Source organism: Pedobacter humicola (assembly GCF_056490705.1).
Genome location: NZ_JBWJIG010000005.1, coordinates 22,578 through 44,620, shown reverse-complemented (window position 1 = coordinate 44,620; position 22,043 = coordinate 22,578). Strand labels below are relative to the sequence as shown.

10 protein-coding genes are annotated in these 22,043 nt (G+C 40.8%); 1 reads left to right on the top strand and 9 read right to left on the bottom strand.

The genetic code is table 11. The annotated features are described in order from the left end of the window. Window positions 1-221: 221 nt before the first annotated feature. The 6 genes from feoB to gcvH form a co-directional block, all read right to left on the bottom strand. The gene (gene feoB / locus AC04Q1_RS09905) at window positions 222-2,336 is read right to left on the bottom strand and encodes a ferrous iron transport protein B (protein ID WP_478364647.1); all 2,115 of its coding nucleotides are present in this window, start codon (window positions 2,334-2,336) and stop codon (window positions 222-224) included. Between the two features lie 5 nt (window positions 2,337-2,341). Next, a complete protein-coding gene (locus AC04Q1_RS09900; RefSeq protein ID WP_439461297.1) occupies window positions 2,342-2,557 on the bottom strand; it encodes a FeoA family protein in 216 nt (71 codons plus the stop codon). 96 nt (window positions 2,558-2,653) lie between these two features. Further along, the gene (locus tag AC04Q1_RS09895) at window positions 2,654-5,425 is read right to left on the bottom strand and encodes an outer membrane beta-barrel protein (RefSeq protein WP_478364154.1); all 2,772 of its coding nucleotides are present in this window, start codon (window positions 5,423-5,425) and stop codon (window positions 2,654-2,656) included. Between the two features lie 237 nt (window positions 5,426-5,662). Then, window positions 5,663-8,488 (bottom strand): outer membrane beta-barrel family protein, encoded by a 2,826-nt coding sequence (locus AC04Q1_RS09890; RefSeq protein ID WP_478364152.1) that lies wholly within the window; start codon window positions 8,486-8,488, stop codon window positions 5,663-5,665. Between the two features lie 259 nt (window positions 8,489-8,747). Further along, entirely contained in the window at window positions 8,748-9,149 is a 402-nt protein-coding gene (locus AC04Q1_RS09885; protein WP_478364150.1) for a VanZ family protein, read from the bottom strand. 10 nt (window positions 9,150-9,159) lie between these two features. Next, window positions 9,160-9,540 carry a glycine cleavage system protein GcvH gene (gcvH, locus tag AC04Q1_RS09880; protein ID WP_478364148.1) on the bottom strand — a complete coding sequence of 127 codons (381 nt, stop codon included), beginning with the start codon at window positions 9,538-9,540 and terminating at the stop codon, window positions 9,160-9,162. A 1,260-nt stretch (window positions 9,541-10,800) separates the two neighbouring features. Between gcvH and AC04Q1_RS09875 the strand changes: the two genes are divergently transcribed. Further along, window positions 10,801-11,226, top strand: coding sequence for a hypothetical protein (locus AC04Q1_RS09875; RefSeq protein WP_478364146.1), 426 nt, complete (start codon window positions 10,801-10,803; stop codon window positions 11,224-11,226). 100 nt (window positions 11,227-11,326) lie between these two features. Here AC04Q1_RS09875 and sov read toward each other — a convergent pair whose 3' ends face one another. From sov to AC04Q1_RS09860, 3 genes are read right to left on the bottom strand one after another with little or no spacing between them, the layout of a single operon-like run. Continuing rightward, window positions 11,327-18,529 carry a T9SS outer membrane translocon Sov/SprA gene (sov, locus tag AC04Q1_RS09870; RefSeq protein WP_478364144.1) on the bottom strand — a complete coding sequence of 2,401 codons (7,203 nt, stop codon included), beginning with the start codon at window positions 18,527-18,529 and terminating at the stop codon, window positions 11,327-11,329. Between the two features lie 11 nt (window positions 18,530-18,540). Next, the gene (ruvA, locus tag AC04Q1_RS09865) at window positions 18,541-19,125 is read right to left on the bottom strand and encodes a Holliday junction branch migration protein RuvA (RefSeq protein WP_478364142.1); all 585 of its coding nucleotides are present in this window, start codon (window positions 19,123-19,125) and stop codon (window positions 18,541-18,543) included. Between the two features lie 6 nt (window positions 19,126-19,131). Further along, window positions 19,132-21,453, bottom strand: coding sequence for an NADP-dependent malic enzyme (locus tag AC04Q1_RS09860; protein ID WP_478364140.1), 2,322 nt, complete (start codon window positions 21,451-21,453; stop codon window positions 19,132-19,134). Between the last annotated feature and the right edge of the window lie 590 nt (window positions 21,454-22,043).

The following is a 22,043-nucleotide window of genomic DNA, read 5'->3' as shown; positions in this document are numbered from 1 at the left end:
GGCTCGCGCAGATCAGCACCCAGCCAATAATAGTGGCAGCTACTGGCCACCTAGACCCGATTGGAGTGAACGCGAACCCGATTTATCGGGTGAAGTAAAACGGAAGCAAACCCTGACCATTGTACAGGTACTGCTCTTCTAACCTCAATCATTTTGTGGAGAAAGCCCTTCGGCTACGCTCAGGATGACTTCATTAAAAAAAATTCTGTTGAGAAGCTATTCTATTTCAACAACTGATAGGCAACAAGCGCTGCAACGTAAGCCATGGCTGTCATGTATGCCAACTGGATAACGGGCCATTTCCAGCCTTTGGTTTCGCGGTAAACGATGGCTACCGTACTCATGCATTGCATGGCAAAAGCATAAAAAAGCATCAGTGAAATACCTGTAGCAAAGCTATAAACAGGTAAACCTGTACGGCTGTTTTTAGAGGCCGACATCCTCTGCCTGATGGTGCTGGTATCTTCATCACCACCATCAACACTATAAATGGTGGCCATGGTACCCACAAAGGCTTCGCGGGCAGCAAAAGAGGTAATTAAACCAATACCAATCTTCCAATCATAACCGAGTGGACGGATGGCGGGCTCAATCGCATGACCAAGAATACCTACATAAGAGTTTTCTAACTTTTCTGTAGCTACCAATGTTTTAATGTGGTCGGTATTTTTTGTGGTGTCGGCCAGCGCAGATTCGTATTTTTTATCAATACTTTCAAAACGTTTTCCCGGTCCAAATGAAGCCATTACCCAAAGAATAATGGAAATGGCGATAATTACTTTACCCGCTTCTAAAACAAAGGTTTTCGATTTCTCGTACATGGTGTAGAACACATTTTTCCACCTTGGCATGCGGTAAACCGGCAGCTCCATGATAAAATAAGATCTTTCTTTGGTTTTGATAATAAATTTCATTACCCAGGCCACCAATACCGCGGCTATAATACCAACTAAGTACATCACCATCAAAGCCAGGCCCTGGAGGTTAAAAATACCCAGGACATTTTTCGAAGGAATAATCAATGAAATAATTAGAATATATACCGGAAGTCTTGCCGAGCAGCTTACCAACGGTGTAACCATGATGGTAATCATTCTATCCTTCCAGTTTTCGATATTTCTGGCCGCCATAATAGAAGGAACTGCACAGGCTAAACCACCGATCATCGGCACTACCGATTTTCCGTTAAGGCCAACCTTACTCATGATTTTATCCATCATAAAGGTAACACGGGCCATATAACCTGTATCTTCTAAAATGGATATAAAGGCGAATAAAATCGCGATTTGCGGAATAAAGACAAAGATACCACCCAAACCTGCAATTACACCATCCAATACCAGATCGGTAAGCATACCAGCTGGTAAATATTCGTGACCAAGGCTGGTGATAAAACCAAAACCTGTTTCAATCCAATCCATCGGATAGGACGACCAGGCAAATATGGCATTAAAAATAACGAAGAGGATCAATAAGAAAATGGCAAATCCCCATATTTTATGGGTTAGGACAGCATCTAATTTATCGCTGAAAGAAAATTTCTTCTCAGTACCACTATCAACTACCACATCAGATAAGATGGTACTGAGGTGTTTGTATCTCGCAATGGTTTCGGCCGCCTGGATTTTTGAAGATTCGAAATGATGTGATTGCTCTATTTCCTCAATTTCGTCCTGCTCCTGTTTGGTAAAGAAAGTTAAATGCTCATGCTGGTGCAATACCTGCAGGGCATAATAATCGTTATCAGAGTTCAGTTTCGATTTGATGGCATTAATGGCCGAAGGAGCCAAAAAATTTACATCTACATCCTGAAATTGTGTGGCAATTTTATTCGTATTGGCGATGGCCTGTTTTAATTTATCAATCCCGATATTATTCCTTGCAGATATAGAAACCACCTGGATACCCAGTTTTTCGGCCAGCTTATCCAGATCAATCTCAATCCCCTGTTTGGTAGAAAGATCAATCATATTCAGGGCCAGGATCATGGGAATCCCCAAATCTGCAACCTGTGAATATAAAAGCATGTTGCGCTTCAAATTGGAAGCATCAGCAATGAGCACGATCACATCAGGATGGCTGTTGTTATTTTTATCGGCCAGCACCTGAAAAACAATGCTTTCGTCGGTACTTTTTGGATATAAGCTATACGTTCCAGGCAAATCGATAATCTCGGCTTCTTTACCCCCGGCAAGTTTCATAAAACCTGTTTTCTTATCAACGGTGATACCTGGAAAATTTCCTATTTTTTGATTTAACCCTGTTAAACGGTTAAATAAAGTAGATTTACCTGTATTGGGATTACCAACTAACGCAACTTTAATATCCAAACCCAGCTTATTTATTGAATAATGATCACATCAGCTTCGCTTTTACGCAAACAAAGCTGATAACCAGCAACACGGATCGCCATCGGGTCGCCCAGGGGAGCAAAGCGCTCGACCTCCACCATCTCGCCCGGTAAACAGCCCATCTCCATTAACTTTACAGACATATCTAAATCTGTAAAAGCTACAATTGTTCCTTTTTCTCCAACTTTGAGGTGCGACAGCTTCATGTGCTAAATTTGGCGCAAGTTAACCTTTCTTTAGATTTATTCCAAATAAGATAGCTGCATGAGGATATAAATTACATAGGATTACCTTAAAATGATCTAGTTTCGCTGTCTGCCGCCACCAAAGCCACCACCACCATTACCACTACGGTTTCTACCGCCCTCTTCACCTCCCCTGATCCTATTTTTACCGCCCATGCGGTTAAGGGAATAGGTAAATGAAAACATAAAATAACGCTGCAGCACATTGTAGCTTACATCCTGAATGGTGTTGTTATTGGCGGTACGGCTCACACCTTGGTTTTCGTTTAATAAATCGTTTACCGCAGCCTTAAAAGTTCCCCTGTTTTTGAAAAACTGTTTGCTGATGTACGAGTTTATTAAGGTAAAATGCGTATCAAACGCCTCTCCTCTGCCCGTATTCTGATTGTAATCGGCATCGATGGCCCAACGGATATTGCCTGGAAATAAATAGCTTACACTGATATTGGGACTAAAGGTGTAAAAACGCGTATTAGAATTTGGCTGAACAGAATAGGTTGCCCGGTTAATGGAACCGCTTACACCTGCTGTTAAATCGAGTTTATCTAAATTAGAAACCAAACGGTAACCATTGGTGATAGCCCAGCTATTGGTTATATTTTTTAAGGAGTTGGTAAAGTTTACATCCCGATCATAATTACCGCTCACATTGATGTGAAAATTCAGTTTATTCTCTGCCATGATCGGTAAACTCAATGAAGATGAGATCGACCCTGAATAAACGCCGCTAACATTTACCGGTGTAACGGCAAGTTTCCCCTGATCCTCACCACTCTGGATCAAACTGGTGCTGTTCGCAATCCGGTTAGATGTTTGGGTCAGATTTAAATTCACAAACAAGGATCTGTTCTTACCCACGGTAAAGGTATTGTAGGCTACACGGAGCGTATTGTTAAACTCTGGTTTCAGATCCGGGTTACCAACAGGGATACTTTGGGTATTGGTATTGTTCCTGATCGGCTGCAATTGCTGTATGGTTGGCTGATTGGTGCTCCCCCTATAATTAAACACCAAACGTTTACTATTGCTAAAATTATACCTGAACATGGCCGAAGGCGTGTAATTAAACACATTTTGCTTCAGTACAAATCCCTTGCTGATATTGTTATTAGTTCTATCGGTATTCTGTACGGCCATCCCTATATTCCAGTTGTATTTTTTAGCCATTTTATTAAAGCTGAAACCTGCAGAATTGGTAATAATGGTGTTTTCGTAAGCATTACTGAAAGTTTCATCCAATAAATCGTAGGCCAAGGTAACAGGATTGAAATTATAGGTGAAGCGGTCGGATGTATTGTGGTTATAACTGTTCTGGTAATTAAATTCCAGACTTAAGGTCTTATCCAATGGTTCGGTATATACCAATCGTGTATTCTGATTAATGGATTCGCTCTCCTGATCATTAAACTGATCGGTTGTTTTTTTGGTAGAAACCCCACCCTCTGTCCGGATTTCAGGATTGCTGTTGTAATTATCAGCATCGCTGTTGTTGATGTTGGTATTAAAGTTTAATGATAACGTTCTCCCCCTACGCATAAACTTTCTCCGCAATAAAATATTGTTGCTGATGGATGGAGCTGTACTGTGGTTTCTCAACGATTGTGTACCTGTAATCATATAGGTTTTATAATCACGGGTATAATCGCTGTTGTTTAAACTCTCGTTATCGGTATAACTTAAGTTTGGCTGTATCCTAAGTGAGGTTAACGAATCGATCTTGGTATCAACCATAAAGTTTAAACGGTGGTTTAAACGATCCGAACTATTGGTCTGGTTGTTATTAAAAATGGTGGTTACATCGCCCAATAAGTTTTGGGTTACGCTATTTCTCAGGATCAGGTTATCAGATTTATTCACAAAATAGCTCATGCTGATCTCGGTCTGATCGGCATATTCATCCGAAAAATTGAATCCACCGGCTTTGGTATCGGTAATTCCACCACGGCCACCATTACCGCCACCATTTCCTCCCCCCAGGCCACCGCCAAAATTCTGCTTGTTTACATTATTAAACTGGGCAATTACGCTCAAACGTTTATCCTGATTAAAATGATTGATGTTCGCATTCACATCATAACGGTCGTCAGAACCATAACCGCCTGTACTGTTCCCGAAATAGCCGTTTTTCTTATCTTTTCTGGTGGTGATATTAATGATTTTCGTTCTTGAGCCATCATCAATGCCGGTAAACTGGGCCTGATCCGAAAGTTCGTCAATGATCTGGATTTTATCGATCATATCGGCAGGAAGGTTTTTCGTAGCCAACAAGGGATCGTTCCCAAAAAATTCTTTACCATCGACCTTAACTTTGGTAATGGTTTCGCCCTGAGCTTTAACCGTCCCTGCTTTATCAACCTCTACTCCTGGTAGTTTTTTCAACAGATCTTCCACCACCGCGTTTTCTACTACCTTAAATGAACTTGCGTTAAACTCCAGTGTGTCTTTTTTCACTACAATTGGTGGTACCTCCGCTTTGATCTCCACAGTCTGAAGATCGATTGCACCGCCTTCTAAAACAATATCAGGCAAGATGATATCTGCTTTATCGGCAGTAATGGTAAAATCTTTAGTAGTATTCTTTAAGCCCAAAAATGCAGCATATAACCTGTAGGTGCCTGGCTTTAGGTTTTTCATCACGAACTTTCCATCTTCTGTGGTACTTACAGCGCCAACCATACTGGAGTCGGTTAAGTTTTTCACTGCGAGGGAAGCATAGTCGATAGGCTTTTTGTCTTTCGACTGGATTACCCTGCCGCTTACCGAACCCGTTTTCTGGGCGTAAACATAAAAAGACGATAAAATAAATAAGAGCGTAAAAATTCGTTTCATTCGGTTAGTGGGGTTTATATCATAGAGACTACCGGCCTTTCTAAAGGTTTATTTTAGTTAGGTAACATTTGAAATACATAAATGTCAGTTGTACATTTAATTATAACCAAAGTAACTAAAACACGAAAGTCCCGGTTTTAACCGGGACTTTCGTGTATGGAATAAATACTTATCCAGGAACAATCAATTTTAGCGTTCCATAAAACAAGGATTCTTCAATGCGTTCAGAAGGAAAGATTACATCCTCGTACGACCGCCGCCACCACCATTACCGCCTCCGCGTTGGCCTGGCATCTGCATATCCCCACTCATCGTTCTTCCCCCGATACGGGTTAGAGAATAGGTAAACGATAACATGTAATAACGTTTCAACACATTATAATTTACATCCTGAATAGAAGTACCTGTAGCGGTTCTGCTTACTCCGGTATTCTGGTTAAGTGCATCGTTTACAGAGAACTTAAATGTGCCTCTGTTTTTAAAGAACTGGCGGCTGATATAAGGATTAAGAATGGTATATTCCTGATTATACAGCTCGCCACCACCAAAATTCCTGAAATAATCGATGTCGATGGCTAACCTGATATTGGCTGGCAATACATAACTTACATCGAAGCTTGGATTAATCGTATAAAACTCTGTGTTGGCCGACTGTTGGGCCGAAAACGTAGAATTGGTATAGCTACCGGTTATACCGCCTGTTAAATCAAATTTATCAACATTTGTAACCAATTTATAACCATTGGAGATGGTATAGCTATTGGTGATATTTTTAACCGACGTAGTGCCACCCTGAGGAACAATGTAGTTTACGTTCCTGTTATAGGCGCCGTTCCCGGAAATATTAAGGGTTAACTTGCGCTCAGCCATTAAAGGTAGAGACCATGTTGCATTTGCATTACCTGCATACACACCATCAACGTTAACATAACTCACTTGTTGGATGCCGCTAGGCAGTTGAGCAACACTGTTGCCAATGCTATTAAAGGTTTGCGTCAAATTTAAACCTGCAAAGAAGAACCTGCCATTTTCAATATTAAAATTATTGAAATTAATCCTCAATTGATTATTAAATGAAGGTTTTAATGCCGGATTACCCACATAAATCGTTTGAGAGTTGGTATTATCCGGGATAGGTTGAATCTGATCGATACTTGGTTGTGTAGTTGACCCACGGTAGTTGATGAACAAACGCTTGCGGTTACTAAAGTTATACCTGAACTGTGCAGAAGGGGTAATATTGATAAAATTCTGGGTACGTTTTAAGCCCGTTGTTAAATTGGTATTTACCCTATTGGTTTGTTGCGCCGCCACACCAATATTCCAGTTGTACTTTTTCTCAGTTGTAGTTACACTTACCCCTGCCGCATTGGTTAAGGTACGGTTGTTATAAATATTTGAAAAGGTATTGTCAACAAGATCGTATTGCAAGGTTAAAGGATTGTAATTAAATACATCTCTTTGCGAATCGCTATTGGAGTAACCATTTTGATAATTAAACTCCACACTTAAAGTTTTATTTAAAGGTTCGGTATACACCACCCTGGTCGTGTTATTGATGGAGTGGCTGGTTGTATTGTTCAACTGGTTGGTTAACGAATCTCTCGTTGCTGCACCTGTAGTAATGGTTTCATCCCGATAGTTAAGGTTGGTGCCATCATTGTCGTTAATGCTGGTATTCACATTCAGTGAAAGGGTTCGGCCTCTGCGCTTGAAACTTTTTCTGACCAATAAATTATTACTAAATGCCGGGGTAGCCGCAGTTGTTGTATTACGCTGTAAACCGTCGGTTAAGGAAGTGATAAAATTACGGGTATACTTAGTAATACTGTTACCATCAGTTTCGGTATAGGTTACATTGGGCTGAATCTTGATCGATAAGGATGGATCGATTTTGGTATCCACCATAAAGTTGAAACGGTGGTTGATCCGATCTGTTGTATTATCTAAATCCTGATTGATATCGGTTGTGCCTGTGCCTAAAAGATTTTGGGTATGTGAATTCTGTATCAGTTCGGATGATGCTTTGTTAAAGAAATAGCTGGCCTGGAACTGGGTACCATCTTTATAGGTATCGGCAAAGTTTAAACCCGCTGCATTGGTATTGGTAATACCACCACCTCCGCTGGAGCTACCACCTCCACCACCGCCGAAACCACCACCACCACGACCACCGCCGCCACCACCAAAACCATTACCTACACCACCACCCTGGCCAAAATTTTGCTTGTTTACGTTGTTAAACTGACCAATGAAACTGATCTGCCTATCCTCATCAAATTTATTGACGTTCAAACTTGCATCATAACGATCATTAGAACCATATCCTGCTGTACTGTTTCCAAAATAGCCATGTTTCATGCCGCTTTTGGTGGTAATGTTCAGGATTTTATTTCTCGTTCCATCATCAATACCGGTAAACTGCGCCTGCTCGGAAAGCTCGTCGATAACCTGGATCTTATCTACCATGTCGGCAGGAAGGTTTTTCGTGGCCAATAAAGGATCGTTTCCAAAAAACTCTTTCCCATCAACCTTTACTTTGGTAATGGTTTCGCCCTGGGCCTTTACACTACCATCCTTGGCTACTTCTACCCCAGGCACTTTCTTTAACAGATCTTCTACCACAGCATTTTCACGCACTTTAATCGATTTGGCATCAAACTCTATAGTATCCTTTTTTACCACAATCGGAATGGTTGCCGTAACGTTAACGGTATTTAAATCAACCCCGTCATCACTCATGGCAATATCGCCGGCATTTACAGCGGCTTTAGCCACCTCTACATCTTTGGTTGCTGTTTTTAAACCTAAAAAGGCGGAGTAAATTCTATATTTCCCCGGAGCTATCGCTTTAAAACTAAAGCTTCCGTCAGGATTGGTTTGTCCGGAGGCCACAACACTCGAATCGTTTAAGCTCTTAATGGCTATTGTTGCAAAATCAACCGGCTTTTTATCTTTCGCGTTAATTACCTTACCGCTTATCGAGCCAGTATTCTGCGCCTGGGCGATATAACCACAAAATAGGAGCACAACAAATATTGCACTCTGAACGTATCTTTTCATCAAAAAAAATTAGATATTATAATATAAAACTAAGCTATCAGACTGTAGAAAAGCCCAAAGGTTTGTTAACGTGTGTTAAAAGCTTGGTAACATTTTAAATACAGCCCCTGGCAAGGCTGCCGGATCAGAAAAGAAAGGGCCTGAGCAGTGTTATTTCCGCTGCGAAGGATAACTTTTGTAATACACCTTAGGGCAATGACAATCTTTTTTAAAGATGCTGCATCCACTTAAACTTATGGCCACAATTACACAGATGATACTAGCTTTCCTTTTCATTGAAATTTAATTTATGAAGCAATACATAACTAAAAACAGCCATTGAGGCGCCGAGCATATCGCAACCAAAGTCCCACCATTCTGCCGAACGGTAGGTAAAAACTTTCCATTGCAACAGTTCGATTCCGCCACCAATGATTGCATTGATGAGCAAAATCTTAAAGATGGTTAATGTCCTGAAAGCGAAAGTATGCTGATACCTTATTTTCCCGTAGAAGAGCAATACCGACAAGACGAAGAAAAAACCCATGTGGGTCATCTTGTCAAAACCTTTAAAGAAAAAACCGCTTTTGCCAACAGAATCGGAAATTTCCATATTACAAAACACTAAAACAACTACGGTCCATAGAAGTGCCCATTTCTGCTGTTTTAGTGTTTCGTACAAAATATAATAATTAAGCGCCTACCAGTTCCTGGTAAGCTTCTGCTGTTAATAAACCTTCAACTTCAGCTACATCAGCTAAAGATACTTTTACCATCCAGCCTTTGCCATATGGATCTGAGTTCACTAATTCCGGATTGTCGTTTAATTCGGCATTCACTTCTAATACTGTTCCGGTAACCGGCATGTATAAATCAGAAACGGTTTTAACGGCCTCTACAGTACCGAAAACTTCTTCTTTTGCCACTTCACTGCCTACTGTGTTGATATCAACATAAACGATATCACCCAATTCGCGCTGAGCAAAATCGGTAACACCAATATAAGCTTCGTTACCTTCAACTTTAACCCACTCGTGGTCTTTCGTGTATTTTAATTCTGATGGAAAATTCATTAGTTGTAAATTATTGAATATAAGTTATGTATTTGTTGTTTTAACCGGCCTGCCCTTGTTCCAGGCATTTAGGGTTCCTGCCGTTTATGCTTCAAAAATACAATTAAGTTTAACATATCGCAATGCCTGGTGAATTAAGTTAAAAATATAACCAGTATCAGCATTCTTGCCCGAATAATGACGTCGGCTAATTGCGCGAGGAGTGCATGCGCATTGAAGTGGGGGTTAGTTCGAATAGGGCAATAGAACAAAAGCACTAACAAGACATTGATGCTGTTTCTGATTTACTTTACTTAACAAGGTTTGGAAGTTGGATTTCACTTCAGCATTTGGGAGTAACCAGTGAGCCTTAATTATTATGATCAAGCAAAAGTTAACCGGTTACAAAGTTTTTTTGATTATTCAGAACCACCGGCTAATCTGGCGGCTTTTCAAAAAGGCTGAAAAGACTATCCTCCCTGCTTTGAGGATTTCCTTCTTATGACGAATAAACCCAAGGCTCCTGTTGACAAAAGTAGTACGGGAATATAATCATCTATCGGACAGGGAATGTTTGTGAAATCATATAAAAAATTATCCAGACCACAGTCCGTCCCGATACAACATAATGTTGTCGGTACTCTTGCTGCGAAAATGGTGAACCGGGGACATATCGCAGTATTGGTTGTAAGCGTAGAAAAGGGCGCAGCATCGTATCTAAACTTAGCTGTGTTACCCAGTCCTGTTCCAAATCCATTTCTCTGATAATGAATTACCCCGGTTAAATTTTTACCACAACCCGTTAGCACTTGCGCCCTGGCAATTTGACAATAAGTTAAAAACAATACTAATAGCGGCAAGAGCCTAAAAACTTTGTAACTGTAAATTAAGATGACCATATTCTAATTTACATGGCAATGCCAGTATAACGACTGTTCATTATGTTCAATAATGAAATACACTAGTGTTCATCGCGTAAATCCTTCTAATTCTTATTTAAAATTCCAATAAAGTATTATCAATGTTGCCACATTTAGTTTTCGCGTATGACAAATGAGTTATATTTTAAACTTATTATCCATACGCTGCTTAGCATAACTTTCATTCTATTTTCACTGATCTTCGAAATATAAGATTCTTTGTTATGATGTATTTCGAATGATTTGACTTGCTAATAATGCAGGCTTTGCAAGATTATGAGGTGGCCAGATTCTTTTGACTATGAGATAACGACTGGTTCAGAAAAAATCTTTATATTCATTTCAAAATTTAACGCTCAATATGAAACCTATACTTGTTTACTCCTTAAAAGTATGCCTGGCCACCTTGCTGGTGTCAGCACCCCTTACCATGGCCATTTCATTTGCCTATATCGGATTGATTAGGCTCATCAGCCCACAGAATTACATGTTCAATTTTCGACTCTCCTTCAGTCATCTATTTATCTTTGTAGCTTTCCTTGCCACAGTGATCATATTTGAAAGCTATCTGGTCAAAAAAGTGGGCTATAAAAGATTAATCAACGATAGGCCTGTGGCCCACGCTATTGTGATTTTTATCTTATATCTGATTGCCAGCGGAAATATTTACCCAATGACCTTTGACCATTTATTATTCAGTTATGCCCCGATGTTCCTGATGGCACTTATATTCAGTATAGTGTTTTCTGACCGGCAGAATAAGCCTTTGTGGAATGGGGCCGGATGAAAACCAAAGCAGTGGCTTAAAGCTCTTAAAATACGAATAGATAAAAACAAAGAAGCCTCAGCTAATCATAACTGAGGCTTCTTTGTTTAATTGAAATTAATTAATTCAGCGTAAACCTTAAACTAAAGCCAAAATTACTGAATGACGTATTAAAAGTTTGTGAAGTATATGGTTTGGTTATATTCGAATCGTAAAACAACTTGATATTAAACTTCTGGTTTAACACATAATCTACACTTGGCCGCAGCGTAATATTTTTTGCTCCCGAAGAAACCTCCGCTTCAGTAACATCGGCACGGTAAATCACAGTTTTATTGTCACGGATGGCCACATCCAGTTTGAAATCCATGTTATTGTCCATCTTCAGGCTTTTAAACCATCCAAAAGGGAAACGGAATTTATTGGTACGGTAGCCCAGTCCTAGAACCATATTGTTTTCTGATAACTGTGCCAGCTGACTGTTTGATAAACTCAGGCCCAGCAACCTCGAACGGTTAAGTTCGAAAGAAGCAGTCAGGTTATTTTTAAACCTGGTATCTACGCCAACCAAAGGCGAAAAGTATTCGGAAATGGTTACCTGGGCAAACTGGTATTCGGGCAGGAAGTTGTTGTTCACATCCCTGCTGCTTACCCCACCGTTAGTTTCCTGATAACGTAACAGTGAATTAAATCCATTGATATTATAGGCAGAACGATAGCCATGCCGGATATCTACCGATGAAAATTTATCGGCAATGAAAGGTATCCTGGTTAAACCGCTATAGGTTAAACTCCAGTTTGGAAGCGGTATTTTAGGGAAGGCGTTCATTTTCGTTTTACCCGCATCTTTACCCGAATAGGCAGCCATAAAAGCAGAGATGATTACATCCTGACTTTCTTTGCTATAACCATCGGCAAAACCTCCGTTAAGACCTGATGAGTTCGGGTTTTGCGCCCCCAACCTTCTCGAAATAATAATCCGGTTGGCCATAAACTGGTTAAATAAACTGGAAACCGTGTTCGAATTACTTTCTTTAAAAGCTGTACCCAAAGCAATATATGAAACACTATAATCGCCGGTTGTAATGGCACTTAAATTTTCGAATGATGATACACTGGCAACATACCTAAAGTTGGTAGAAAAATTCCGCGTTTGTGCTTTATTGGCTTTAAGGGTGATCCGTAAATCCTTAAAAGGTTCAACTTGCCCGGTAAGCTGCAAATCTTCCCTGAGCGTATTTACGTACAACTGGTTTTGCAGGGTATCGGTGGTTAACCAGCCATTGTTCAGTGCCATCTCGCGGATGTCGCGCTGACTACCAAAAGCAAAGCCCAGGCCTGGTGCGCCAGTAGCATTGTCAATACCAAAATACTTGGTTGTTGGCAGGTAGCCCGGTAAGAAAATACCTTTTGTTTGTACAAAACTGGCGTTCACATTTTTCACACTCGTTAATATATTGATGAAAAATTTCTTCGCCCCGCTGCCTTCCTGATCGTTACCCGCATTCCGGATAAAGCCAAACTTATTGTAGAGTGTAGTCAGGTTTAAGGTTGGGTTAATCTGAGCGGTCCTGCTGTTCTGCACAGTATTACCCAAATTGATATTTGGATCACGCAAGGTAGAAAGGGGTTCGGTTTGCCAGTTGAAATTGGTACCATAACGGGTTTTTACCGTAACCCAGTTTAGCCCCGGTATTTTATCGATAGGTAGATTATAGGTTACATTTAAGTTGTGGTTATAATCGGTAGTACGGCCTAAACTTTTTAAATTTTGCCAAACGGTATCGCGTTTTAATCCTTCAATCCGGCCATCCGGTTCATCAATAATAGAATAGTTGGTGGCGTTAAAATCCAGTTGTAACGAACGGGTGAGGTTCCAGGCTATACCATAAACCCTGCTCATGGTAAAGTTTTTATTAAAAGTAGTACCATAACCACTTTGGTAAACCCCAATACTATTGTTCGGGTCGTTATTTCTTAACGTATTTTCGGAGTATAAACGGTCTACATCTATCCTGAAGTTGATCGCACTAGGGAAAATACTGAAGTTAAAATCTTTCAATAAGGCAAGCATATTGGATTTAATGATCTTTTCGAACGGCGCTATCGTTTTGGCTTCCTTCGAATAGCTGTATTGTAATGATGCCCTATAGGTGTTCTGGATACTGCTTTGATTGATAAAATCGCGGTGATTGTACTGTGTATAAGCATAACTTGCCGAAAAGTTTTCGATATCCCAAAGATGAACCGGTTTGCTGTTGTTTACGCGGTCTTTCCTGACGTTGGTAAAATTAATGCCCCTTCTAACAGTATAATCCTGCGCGAAATTTAAAATCGAATCTTTTTGTTCTTTCGTTGATTGGTTCAAAGCATTTTTCAGCTCGATATCCGGCGTTCGCGGATTGTACTGTGGCGTAGAAACCTGTTTAGAATAGCTCACAAACATCGGGATTTTTACCCCTGATTTTTGTGGCAGGAATTTCCCCAGTTCCATCGCAGAAGAAACATCCAACAATACATTATCGGCACGGTTTCTTTCGCTCACTTTCGAATCGATGGAACCAAAACCAACGGTAGATTTACTACCTGAGATATTAACATCTGCAAAATCTGCCAGTTTTAAATTTAATCTGCCCGTTGCTGCCCAACCGCCTTTTTCATCAAACTCGGTTAACCTCAATTCATTAAACCAAACCAAGGCATTTTTATCCTGACCATCATCCCTGATACCATCATCAGTAACCGCACGCAAAGGGTTTTTAATACCCACCATATACACCCTAACCTTACTCATATCGGGCTGTCCTTTTACAACAATGGTTCTCGCGCCATCAGTATAGGTAAAGGGAACATTGGTAGGCCAGGGCTGTCCGCTTGCCTGTTTAGCTACGTTACGGGCCAATTTGGCATTTTGGAAAAGCGTTAAATCGATATCCATTCTATTGGCTTCAGGCCAAATGGCATCCGGGTCGCTGGTGCCTGGGTTGGTCACCTTTAATGGCATTACGTATTCGTAATAATTATCCAGGTTATCTGTTCCGATCCTTAAAAAAGCCGAAACATCATTATCATTTAATAACTGATTATTAACAGCCTCGGCATGAACAAACATTTCCAAATGTTTGTAAGATCTAAAATCGCTATAGGCAGTTTTGAACGCCGCCCTGCCGTAACCATCCCTTAAATTTTTTACAGTAACCGATAGCGATTGTTCATTCAGCCTGGTATCGCCACGGTAATTGCTATAATCACGTTCACGCAAAATTCCCGGAGGGGTAACATATGGGATTGGCGAACGTTTACCGTTTTCTTCAATATTTACAGTAGATACTTCGATGGTCGAATTATCGGGCGTTAAGGCTGGTAAAGACGGGTCGACGATTACTTGGGCAGCAATGTTTGAGGCATTATATTCTCTCCATTCGCCACGGATCAACTGCAACTTTGCAAAACGCATGATAGCGGTATCAGCAAAGTTGGTCATAAACATCCTGAAAAAACGGATTGATTTAAAATCCTGGATTCCACCAACTTTATCCTGGTACTGTCCAATTGGTATCCTGAACTGGTACCAGGAAACAGCCTGTGTATTTCCATTGGCCAATTTCACCTGCGAGGTCACTTTATCGGTGATAAAATTCTGTCCAACGTTTAAATCTCCCGGACGGATCGAAACTTTATACTGAAAATATTCGTCGCTTTGGGTCATGTTGTTATCCCGGTTAATATCTTCTCCATCAGGCAACGAAGTAGAAGCGGAATTTTCAAGTCCTAATTCTTCTTGCGATTGCTGTGAGGTTTTAGAGTTTCCTTCCGTTCCGTTGTATTTTTCGTAACGTTTAAGAATACCCGCATTGATCTGATCTAAAGCCGGACCTCTGAAATAAGTGTAGTTATCTGATGCTGGATCGGCATCGAGTGCGGTTGATGCGGTGGCATTCAACTGCCCTTTAATCTGGGTAATGGCCGCAGCAAACTTTACTTTTTCATCAGCATCCGATAGTCCATCCAAACCCACATCCTGTGCACGGCGCGAACTGGCATTGTTATCAAAAGCCTGTACCACTGGTTGCAGTTTTGGTACACGGCCCCAAACGGTTTCATCATATTTACTTGGATCGTTTGTAGCTGGTAATCCATTTTCTAATGATTTCCTGCCGTCCTTAAGAATATCTTCTGAGATATTTCCCAGGTTGAAATACATATCCCCCCCGGTAGAATTCGGTTTGTAGATAAAAGGATCCATTACCCAAAACTCAATAAAGCCAACATTTAAGGCCTCAAAATCGTTGGTCTCGATTTTCCGCTGAAAACCTCCCCAATTATTTTTAGGCTGTAATAAACTTCCATCGGGTCTAAAATCAGTAGTACGGAAGTTATAAGGCCCCCTAACGGTTGGGTAATAGGCCACATCAAAAGTAGTAATGTTTAAAGCCTGTCCGGTTGCTGTTTCTTTAAACGGAAAAACTTCCTGCTCAATTACTTCCCTTACGTAGTGATTGGAAAGTTCTCCCCGGTTGCCCCTGATATTGGCCGGAGTGGTAGATGCCGCCGAATTGTAAAAAGTTGGATCGATGTTATAAAATGCAATTCTTGCCCGGTTATAACCATAAGATAAATCGTTCGACTTATCAGCCTCCGGGAATAGCTGTGGCGTACCCGATAACTGCCAGGCAATAGCACTTTTCAAATCGATTACCGACCTTGATGCTTCAAAATCATCTAAATAACTCACCCCGTTTTTACTGCCTGCAAAATTAAGTGCCCGAGGGTGACCAGGGATCAATTGCGCAAACTCCCCATAGAATGTGACGCTTGAAGGCGCTTTAGTCGAAATAAAAGGAAGTTTATCGACCAGTTTTGTTAAAAATCTTGAGGGCGAGCTATAGTTGATGTCTGCACCCCAAATGGTATTTGAAATGGGTTCTTCACCGATATTTACCTTTTGCGTTAAAGGTTTTTCGGTTAAGTTCATGATGGTACCACCAAGGTTCAGCTTATTGTTTACGCGATAATCTAAACGGGTTCCAAAAAGTGACCGTTGCTGCAGACCAAAAGTTTCACTGTTTTCTGTAGTAATCCTGATCGGTTGCCCGGATACCAACAATGCCTGGTTGATGATGCTCACACGACCGCCCTGATAATCGACGGTAAAATCTACCCCTTCAGTTAATGGCATTGTTCCTGCAAAAACCTTTACCGATCCTTCGGGAACATTGATCGCATTTAAACTAAATTCAGAAGAAATATCCGATTGGTAATTTACCTTAATGGTATACCTGTTCTGGTTTTGAAACAACTGTTTAGCGATGGTTTGTGTTGAGTCGTAAAGCGCGGTAAAAGTATATTTATTGATCAATGCCTGTTCGCTTGGTAAAAACTTCGCGGCCAGATCTTTACCAAATGGTTCAATTACCGGAAAAATAATCCTTCCATTTGCCGGGTCGATGGTAATATAACCCGAATTGGTATTGGTAACCAAAGATGTCTGACCATTACTCCCCACGCCGAACAAACTTGCCTGATTGGCATTGTTTGCAGTTGAATAAGCGCCAAAAGCATTATTTGAGGCTACGAAATCGAAAACCCCATCAGGCCTCCGCTCATTCTGTTGGTTCAAACGGTCAAATTCAGTTAAGGCAATCCATTGTTTATTAGCAGTGTTCTGTCCCTCGGTCATTACCGGATTATCCACACCTGTTTCATTATCAATGCGGTAAATATCCAGTTTAAAATTCTGGCTGCTGATCTGGTACCCTCCAATAGAATAAATATTTTTCATCATCAGATCCCATGTTGGCAGCTGGATCTTGGTGGTTTCGTTCTTTAGCAATTTTGCATACAGCACCTTAGGGTTTGCAGCATCAAAAGAAACATCGGTAGAAAACTCTCCCACCTGATATTCTACCCCGTTATAGGTATAGCGGTAAGCCACAGCCAAAACTTCATCGGCATTTAAGGGATTGTTCAATGAAACATAACCCAGTTGTGGCTGAAAGGTAAACTCACGTTCGGTCAATTTTCTGGCATACACCAGTTTGGCAAAGTTATCGGTATTACTGGTATTAGCCGGTGTGGTTTGAAAGAATGAAAGGATGGCATTAGAATTTGTCTGTCTTACCGCTCCGCCCTGATAGGCATTTAACTGTGAGATCAGGTTGTTCGATTGTTGTGGAAAACCAGTAGCGGTAGTTCCTGCGGGTAATCCGGAAGTTCCTCCCGTAATCAGATTGTTATTAAAAGGAACATTCTCTCCCAAATCAAGCAAACCCAATACATCCCTCGAATCGGTTGTATTTCCTGCTTTATTGGTAATCCAGACTTCAATTTTGGTAATCTGGATCGGCGAGGTAATGATGGGTGCGTTGGCCAGGTTTTTATTATAGTTGTTCCTAAAATATTGTGATAGAAAATAGTGTTTGTTGGCCTCATAACTATCGATATTTACCGTAGTGGTGTTTTGTTGTGCACCGTTGGTAATTTTAATTTCCCGTGATTGAGATTTCTGTTGCGTGTAAACACTGGTTACGTTTAAACGTCCGAATTTTAACTGTGTTTTAATACCAAACAGCGCCTGTGTTCCGGTAATTAATGAGGTATTCAAAGGTAAACTGACGTTACCCGCTTCAATTTTCTGGATAATATCATCCGGTCCGCCAGTATAATCCAGTTTGATCTGATTTTCAAAATCGAACTGTGCCTCGGTATTGTAATTACTTTTAATCTTCAATTTCGTTCCGATATTTCCCACCAGGTCCATCTGGATCCTCTGGTTAAAATCGAAATTGGTCTGCACCCTTTGTCTTTCGTTAAAAAGCGGGTTTTCATTTTTATTTACACGGCCCAAAAAAGTAAGTTCAGCTTCTCCACGCGGCTGAATATCAATGGTGGTTCCACCGAATAATTTTTCGAAAGCTTTGCTGTTCACCTGAATCTGGGGAATAATACCGGTACTGCGATAATCGCTTACTTCAGCATTCGAAATGCTGCGCCAGTTCCCCCGTTTGATCTCACTGTTTACCAGGCGCTGGTACTCATCAATGGTTAAATATTGGGTATTTAAAACAAAATTCTCTCCTATGAGTTCTTTAACTATATAACGTTTATTCTTGGCATCGTATTCTACAACGCGCTTTAAATTACTTGGAGATGGATAAAATGGATTAACAGCGGGACTAAGCCCTAAGCGTTCTTTTTCTTTTAAACCAAAATTATTTTTTGGCATAATCGTATCCGCTTTGCTTGGAACAACTTGAGAAAAAGTGTTTTGAGAAGCAATTAAAAAAAGAAGAATGAGAAACAGAAATGTAGATATTCTCTTCAAAGGCAGTAGGTCTATAAAGTTTTTAAAGCATGTTTAATTAATTGCTCTACCGAAAGTGTCCCCTCTGTCACTTTTAATATCTGGTCTATAGTTTTTTCGGCGGTTTGTTTGGCGAATCCGAGCATTACCAATGCTGATAACGCTTCATCTTTCACAGTATTGTGTTGAGGCATAGAAATTAACGAATCTACTCCTTCTTTTTTTAGTTTATCCTGTAGTTCTAAAACCAGACGTTGCGCAGTTTTTGCGCCCAAGCCCTTAATCCGCTGAATTAAAGGCAGATCTGCCTTAACAATTGCGGTCTGGATTTCTATAGGGGTAATGGAAGATAAAATCATCCTGCCCGTATTTGGTCCAATTCCTGATACCGATATCAGGTGTAAAAATAAACGGCGTTCGCCTTCATCAGCGAAGCCGTATAAAGTATGTGCATCTTCTTTCACATGCAACCAGGTGTATAGTTTACATCTTTCTGCATCGCCCAAAGCGCTGTAAGTATTTAAAGAAATGTTGATATGATAGCCTATACCTCCGGCTTCAACCACAACGTATGCTGGGTTTTTGAATGTCAATTTACCATCAATATAGGCGTACATGTAATGCTACTTTTTAGTTGTTTTTCCAAATATACCTTTTCGTTTTGATGTTGCAATTTCTTCTTTTGCTTGCACATCTACAACAGCAATGGTCACCATATTCACGATTTCGCGTACTGAACTACCTAATTGAACAATATGAACAGGTTTATTCAGTCCTAAGAGGATCGGACCAACCGCTTCAGCACCGCCCAGCTCTTGTAACAATTTGTATGCAATGTTTCCGGACTCGAGATTTGGGAACACTAAAGTGTTGGCCGGAGCATCTGCCAGCGTGCTAAACGGAAAGTTATCCTGTAACAATTCATTATTGATGGCAAAGTTTCCCTGCATTTCTCCGTCTACTACAATTTCTGGATGGTTTTTATGAAGCAAGTTTACCGTTTGCCTAACTTTATTTGGGGTTACCCCATCGTTCGAACCAAAGTTGGAATACGATAACAGGGCAATACGCGGTTTAATGTTAAACTGTTTCACCGATTTATCGATCAGTAGGGTGATGTCTACCAGCTCTTCGGCCGTTGGATCTACGTTAACAGTGGTATCGCCAAAGAAAACAGGGCCCTTTTTGGTCATCATCATGTACATACCTGCAACACGCTTTACACCTGGCTCTACACCTATTACCTGCAGGGCAGGTTTAATGGTGGCACCATAATTTTTGGTCAAACCCGAAATCATGGCATCGGCCTCACCAAATTCAACCATCGAGGCGCCGTAATAGTTACGGTCTCTCAATAATTTGGTCGCATCCCGCATAGATGATACCCCTTTGCGCTGGCGTTTTTTGAAGAGTGATTCGGCATATTGTTTGGTTTTTTCAGGGTTTTGCATCTGATCGATGATCTCTACCCCCTCCAGCTCCAAAGCATGCTCATCGATAATGGCCTGTATCTTTTCTCTGTTTCCTAAAAGTATAGGAATAGCGATATTTTCATCTTTTACAATCTGGGCGGCCTTTAAAATTTTGTAATTATCCGCCTCGGCAAATACCACCCGTTTAGGATCCATCTTCGCTTTGGTAGTTACTGCCCTCATGATGGCATCATCCAAGCCCAAACGTTTTCTCAATTCTTCATTGTAGGCATCCCAATCGGTGATGATTTTTCTGGCCACTCCACTTTCAATCGCAGCTTTTGCCACGGCTGTTGATACTTCGGTAATCAACCTGAAGTCAACGGGTTTTGGAATGATGTAATCGCGTCCGAATTTGAGGTTACGTGCATTGTAGGCTAGATTAACCGCTTCAGGAACCGATTTTTTAGCCAGTTCTGCAATTGCTCTTACCGCAGCGATTTTCATCTCTTCATTAATGCTGGTAGCCCTAACATCTAATGCCCCACGGAAAATATAAGGGAAACCCAGTACATTGTTCACCTGGTTGGGATAATCAGAACGTCCGGTAGCCATAATCAGGTCCTTACGGGTTTTGATGGCCAGTTCGTAGGCAATTTCAGGGTTTGGATTGGCCATGGCAAAAACAATCGGGTTTTTAGCCATCCCCACCAACATGTCTGGCGAAATTACGTTCGCCGCTGAAAGTCCGATAAAAACATCGGCACCCTTCATGGCTTCTCCGATATTGGAAATACCTTTTCTGGTAGTTGCAAAGCTCATGCGGATATCATCCAGATCGGTACGGTAGATATCAATTAGTCCATTGATATCGAACATCACCAGATTCTCTTTTTTAACCCCTAAACTGAGGTACATTTTAGAGCAGGAAACTGCCGCAGCTCCTGCACCGCTCACTACCACCTGAATTTTATCTATCTTCTTTTTCTGGATTTCGCAGGCATTTAGCAATGCTGCACCAGAAATAATGGCCGTTCCATGTTGATCATCGTGCATTACAGGAATATTCATCTCCTGTTTCAAACGACGTTCGATCTCGAAACATTCTGGTGCCTTGATATCTTCGAGGTTGATCCCCCCAAAAGTAGGCTCCAGGGCTTTAACGATCCTTACAAAATCATCTACATTCTGGGTATCCAGTTCTAAATCGAATACATCGATATCCGAAAATATTTTAAATAAAAGGCCTTTACCTTCCATTACGGGTTTACTGGCCTCAGGGCCAATATTGCCCAGGCCTAAAACCGCCGTTCCATTACTGATTACTGCAACTAAATTACCTTTTGCGGTATATTTATAAACATCATCTTTTTTGTTTGCTATTTTTAAACAAGGCTCTGCAACTCCTGGAGAGTATGCCAGGGTTAAATCCCTTTGCGATGTTGTTGGTTTAGTAGGTACTACTTGTATCTTTCCCGGACGGCCTTGCGAGTGGTAATCCAACGCATCTTGCTTTCTATTCGTATTACTCATTAAGTAACTTATTAGTGACCGGGCAAAGGTACAATTCTTTTTATGAGGCTTAAAATAAAAAGCCGTTCAAAAAAAGTTAAATCAGACCTATTGAGCAATGAACAGAAAAGCACTATTCGCTTATACCCTTCCCATAATGGGATCGGGAAACAAGCGGTAGCTTGATTTTAAACCGGGTACAATAATTAGTGCACCGCTATGAAAACCTAAGGGCTGAGACGGATCCCCTTCGGAGCCGCTTCGGATCCCAGACGGAGCTGTGACAATTGCACCCGAACAAAGCCCAAATGAGATCTGTAGCAATCACGTATAAATTGTTAATCTAACAGAAAGCAAGCATTGCTAAAAACTTAACAGTTTAAATAAAACAGATTAGAAATCCCACGGGAAGAAAATGGGGATAAAGATAATTGCTAATTTAATTCACTCGGACACCCGATACCTCAGGGCGAATAATGTTATCATCCTGTTAACAGCAGAAATTAAAACACAGAAAGTTGATTTCAGATCACCTCAAGTAATTTACAAATCAAAACGCGGATAAATGATGATTGTATGTGTACCGATCGGGGATATCACTTCATTATCAT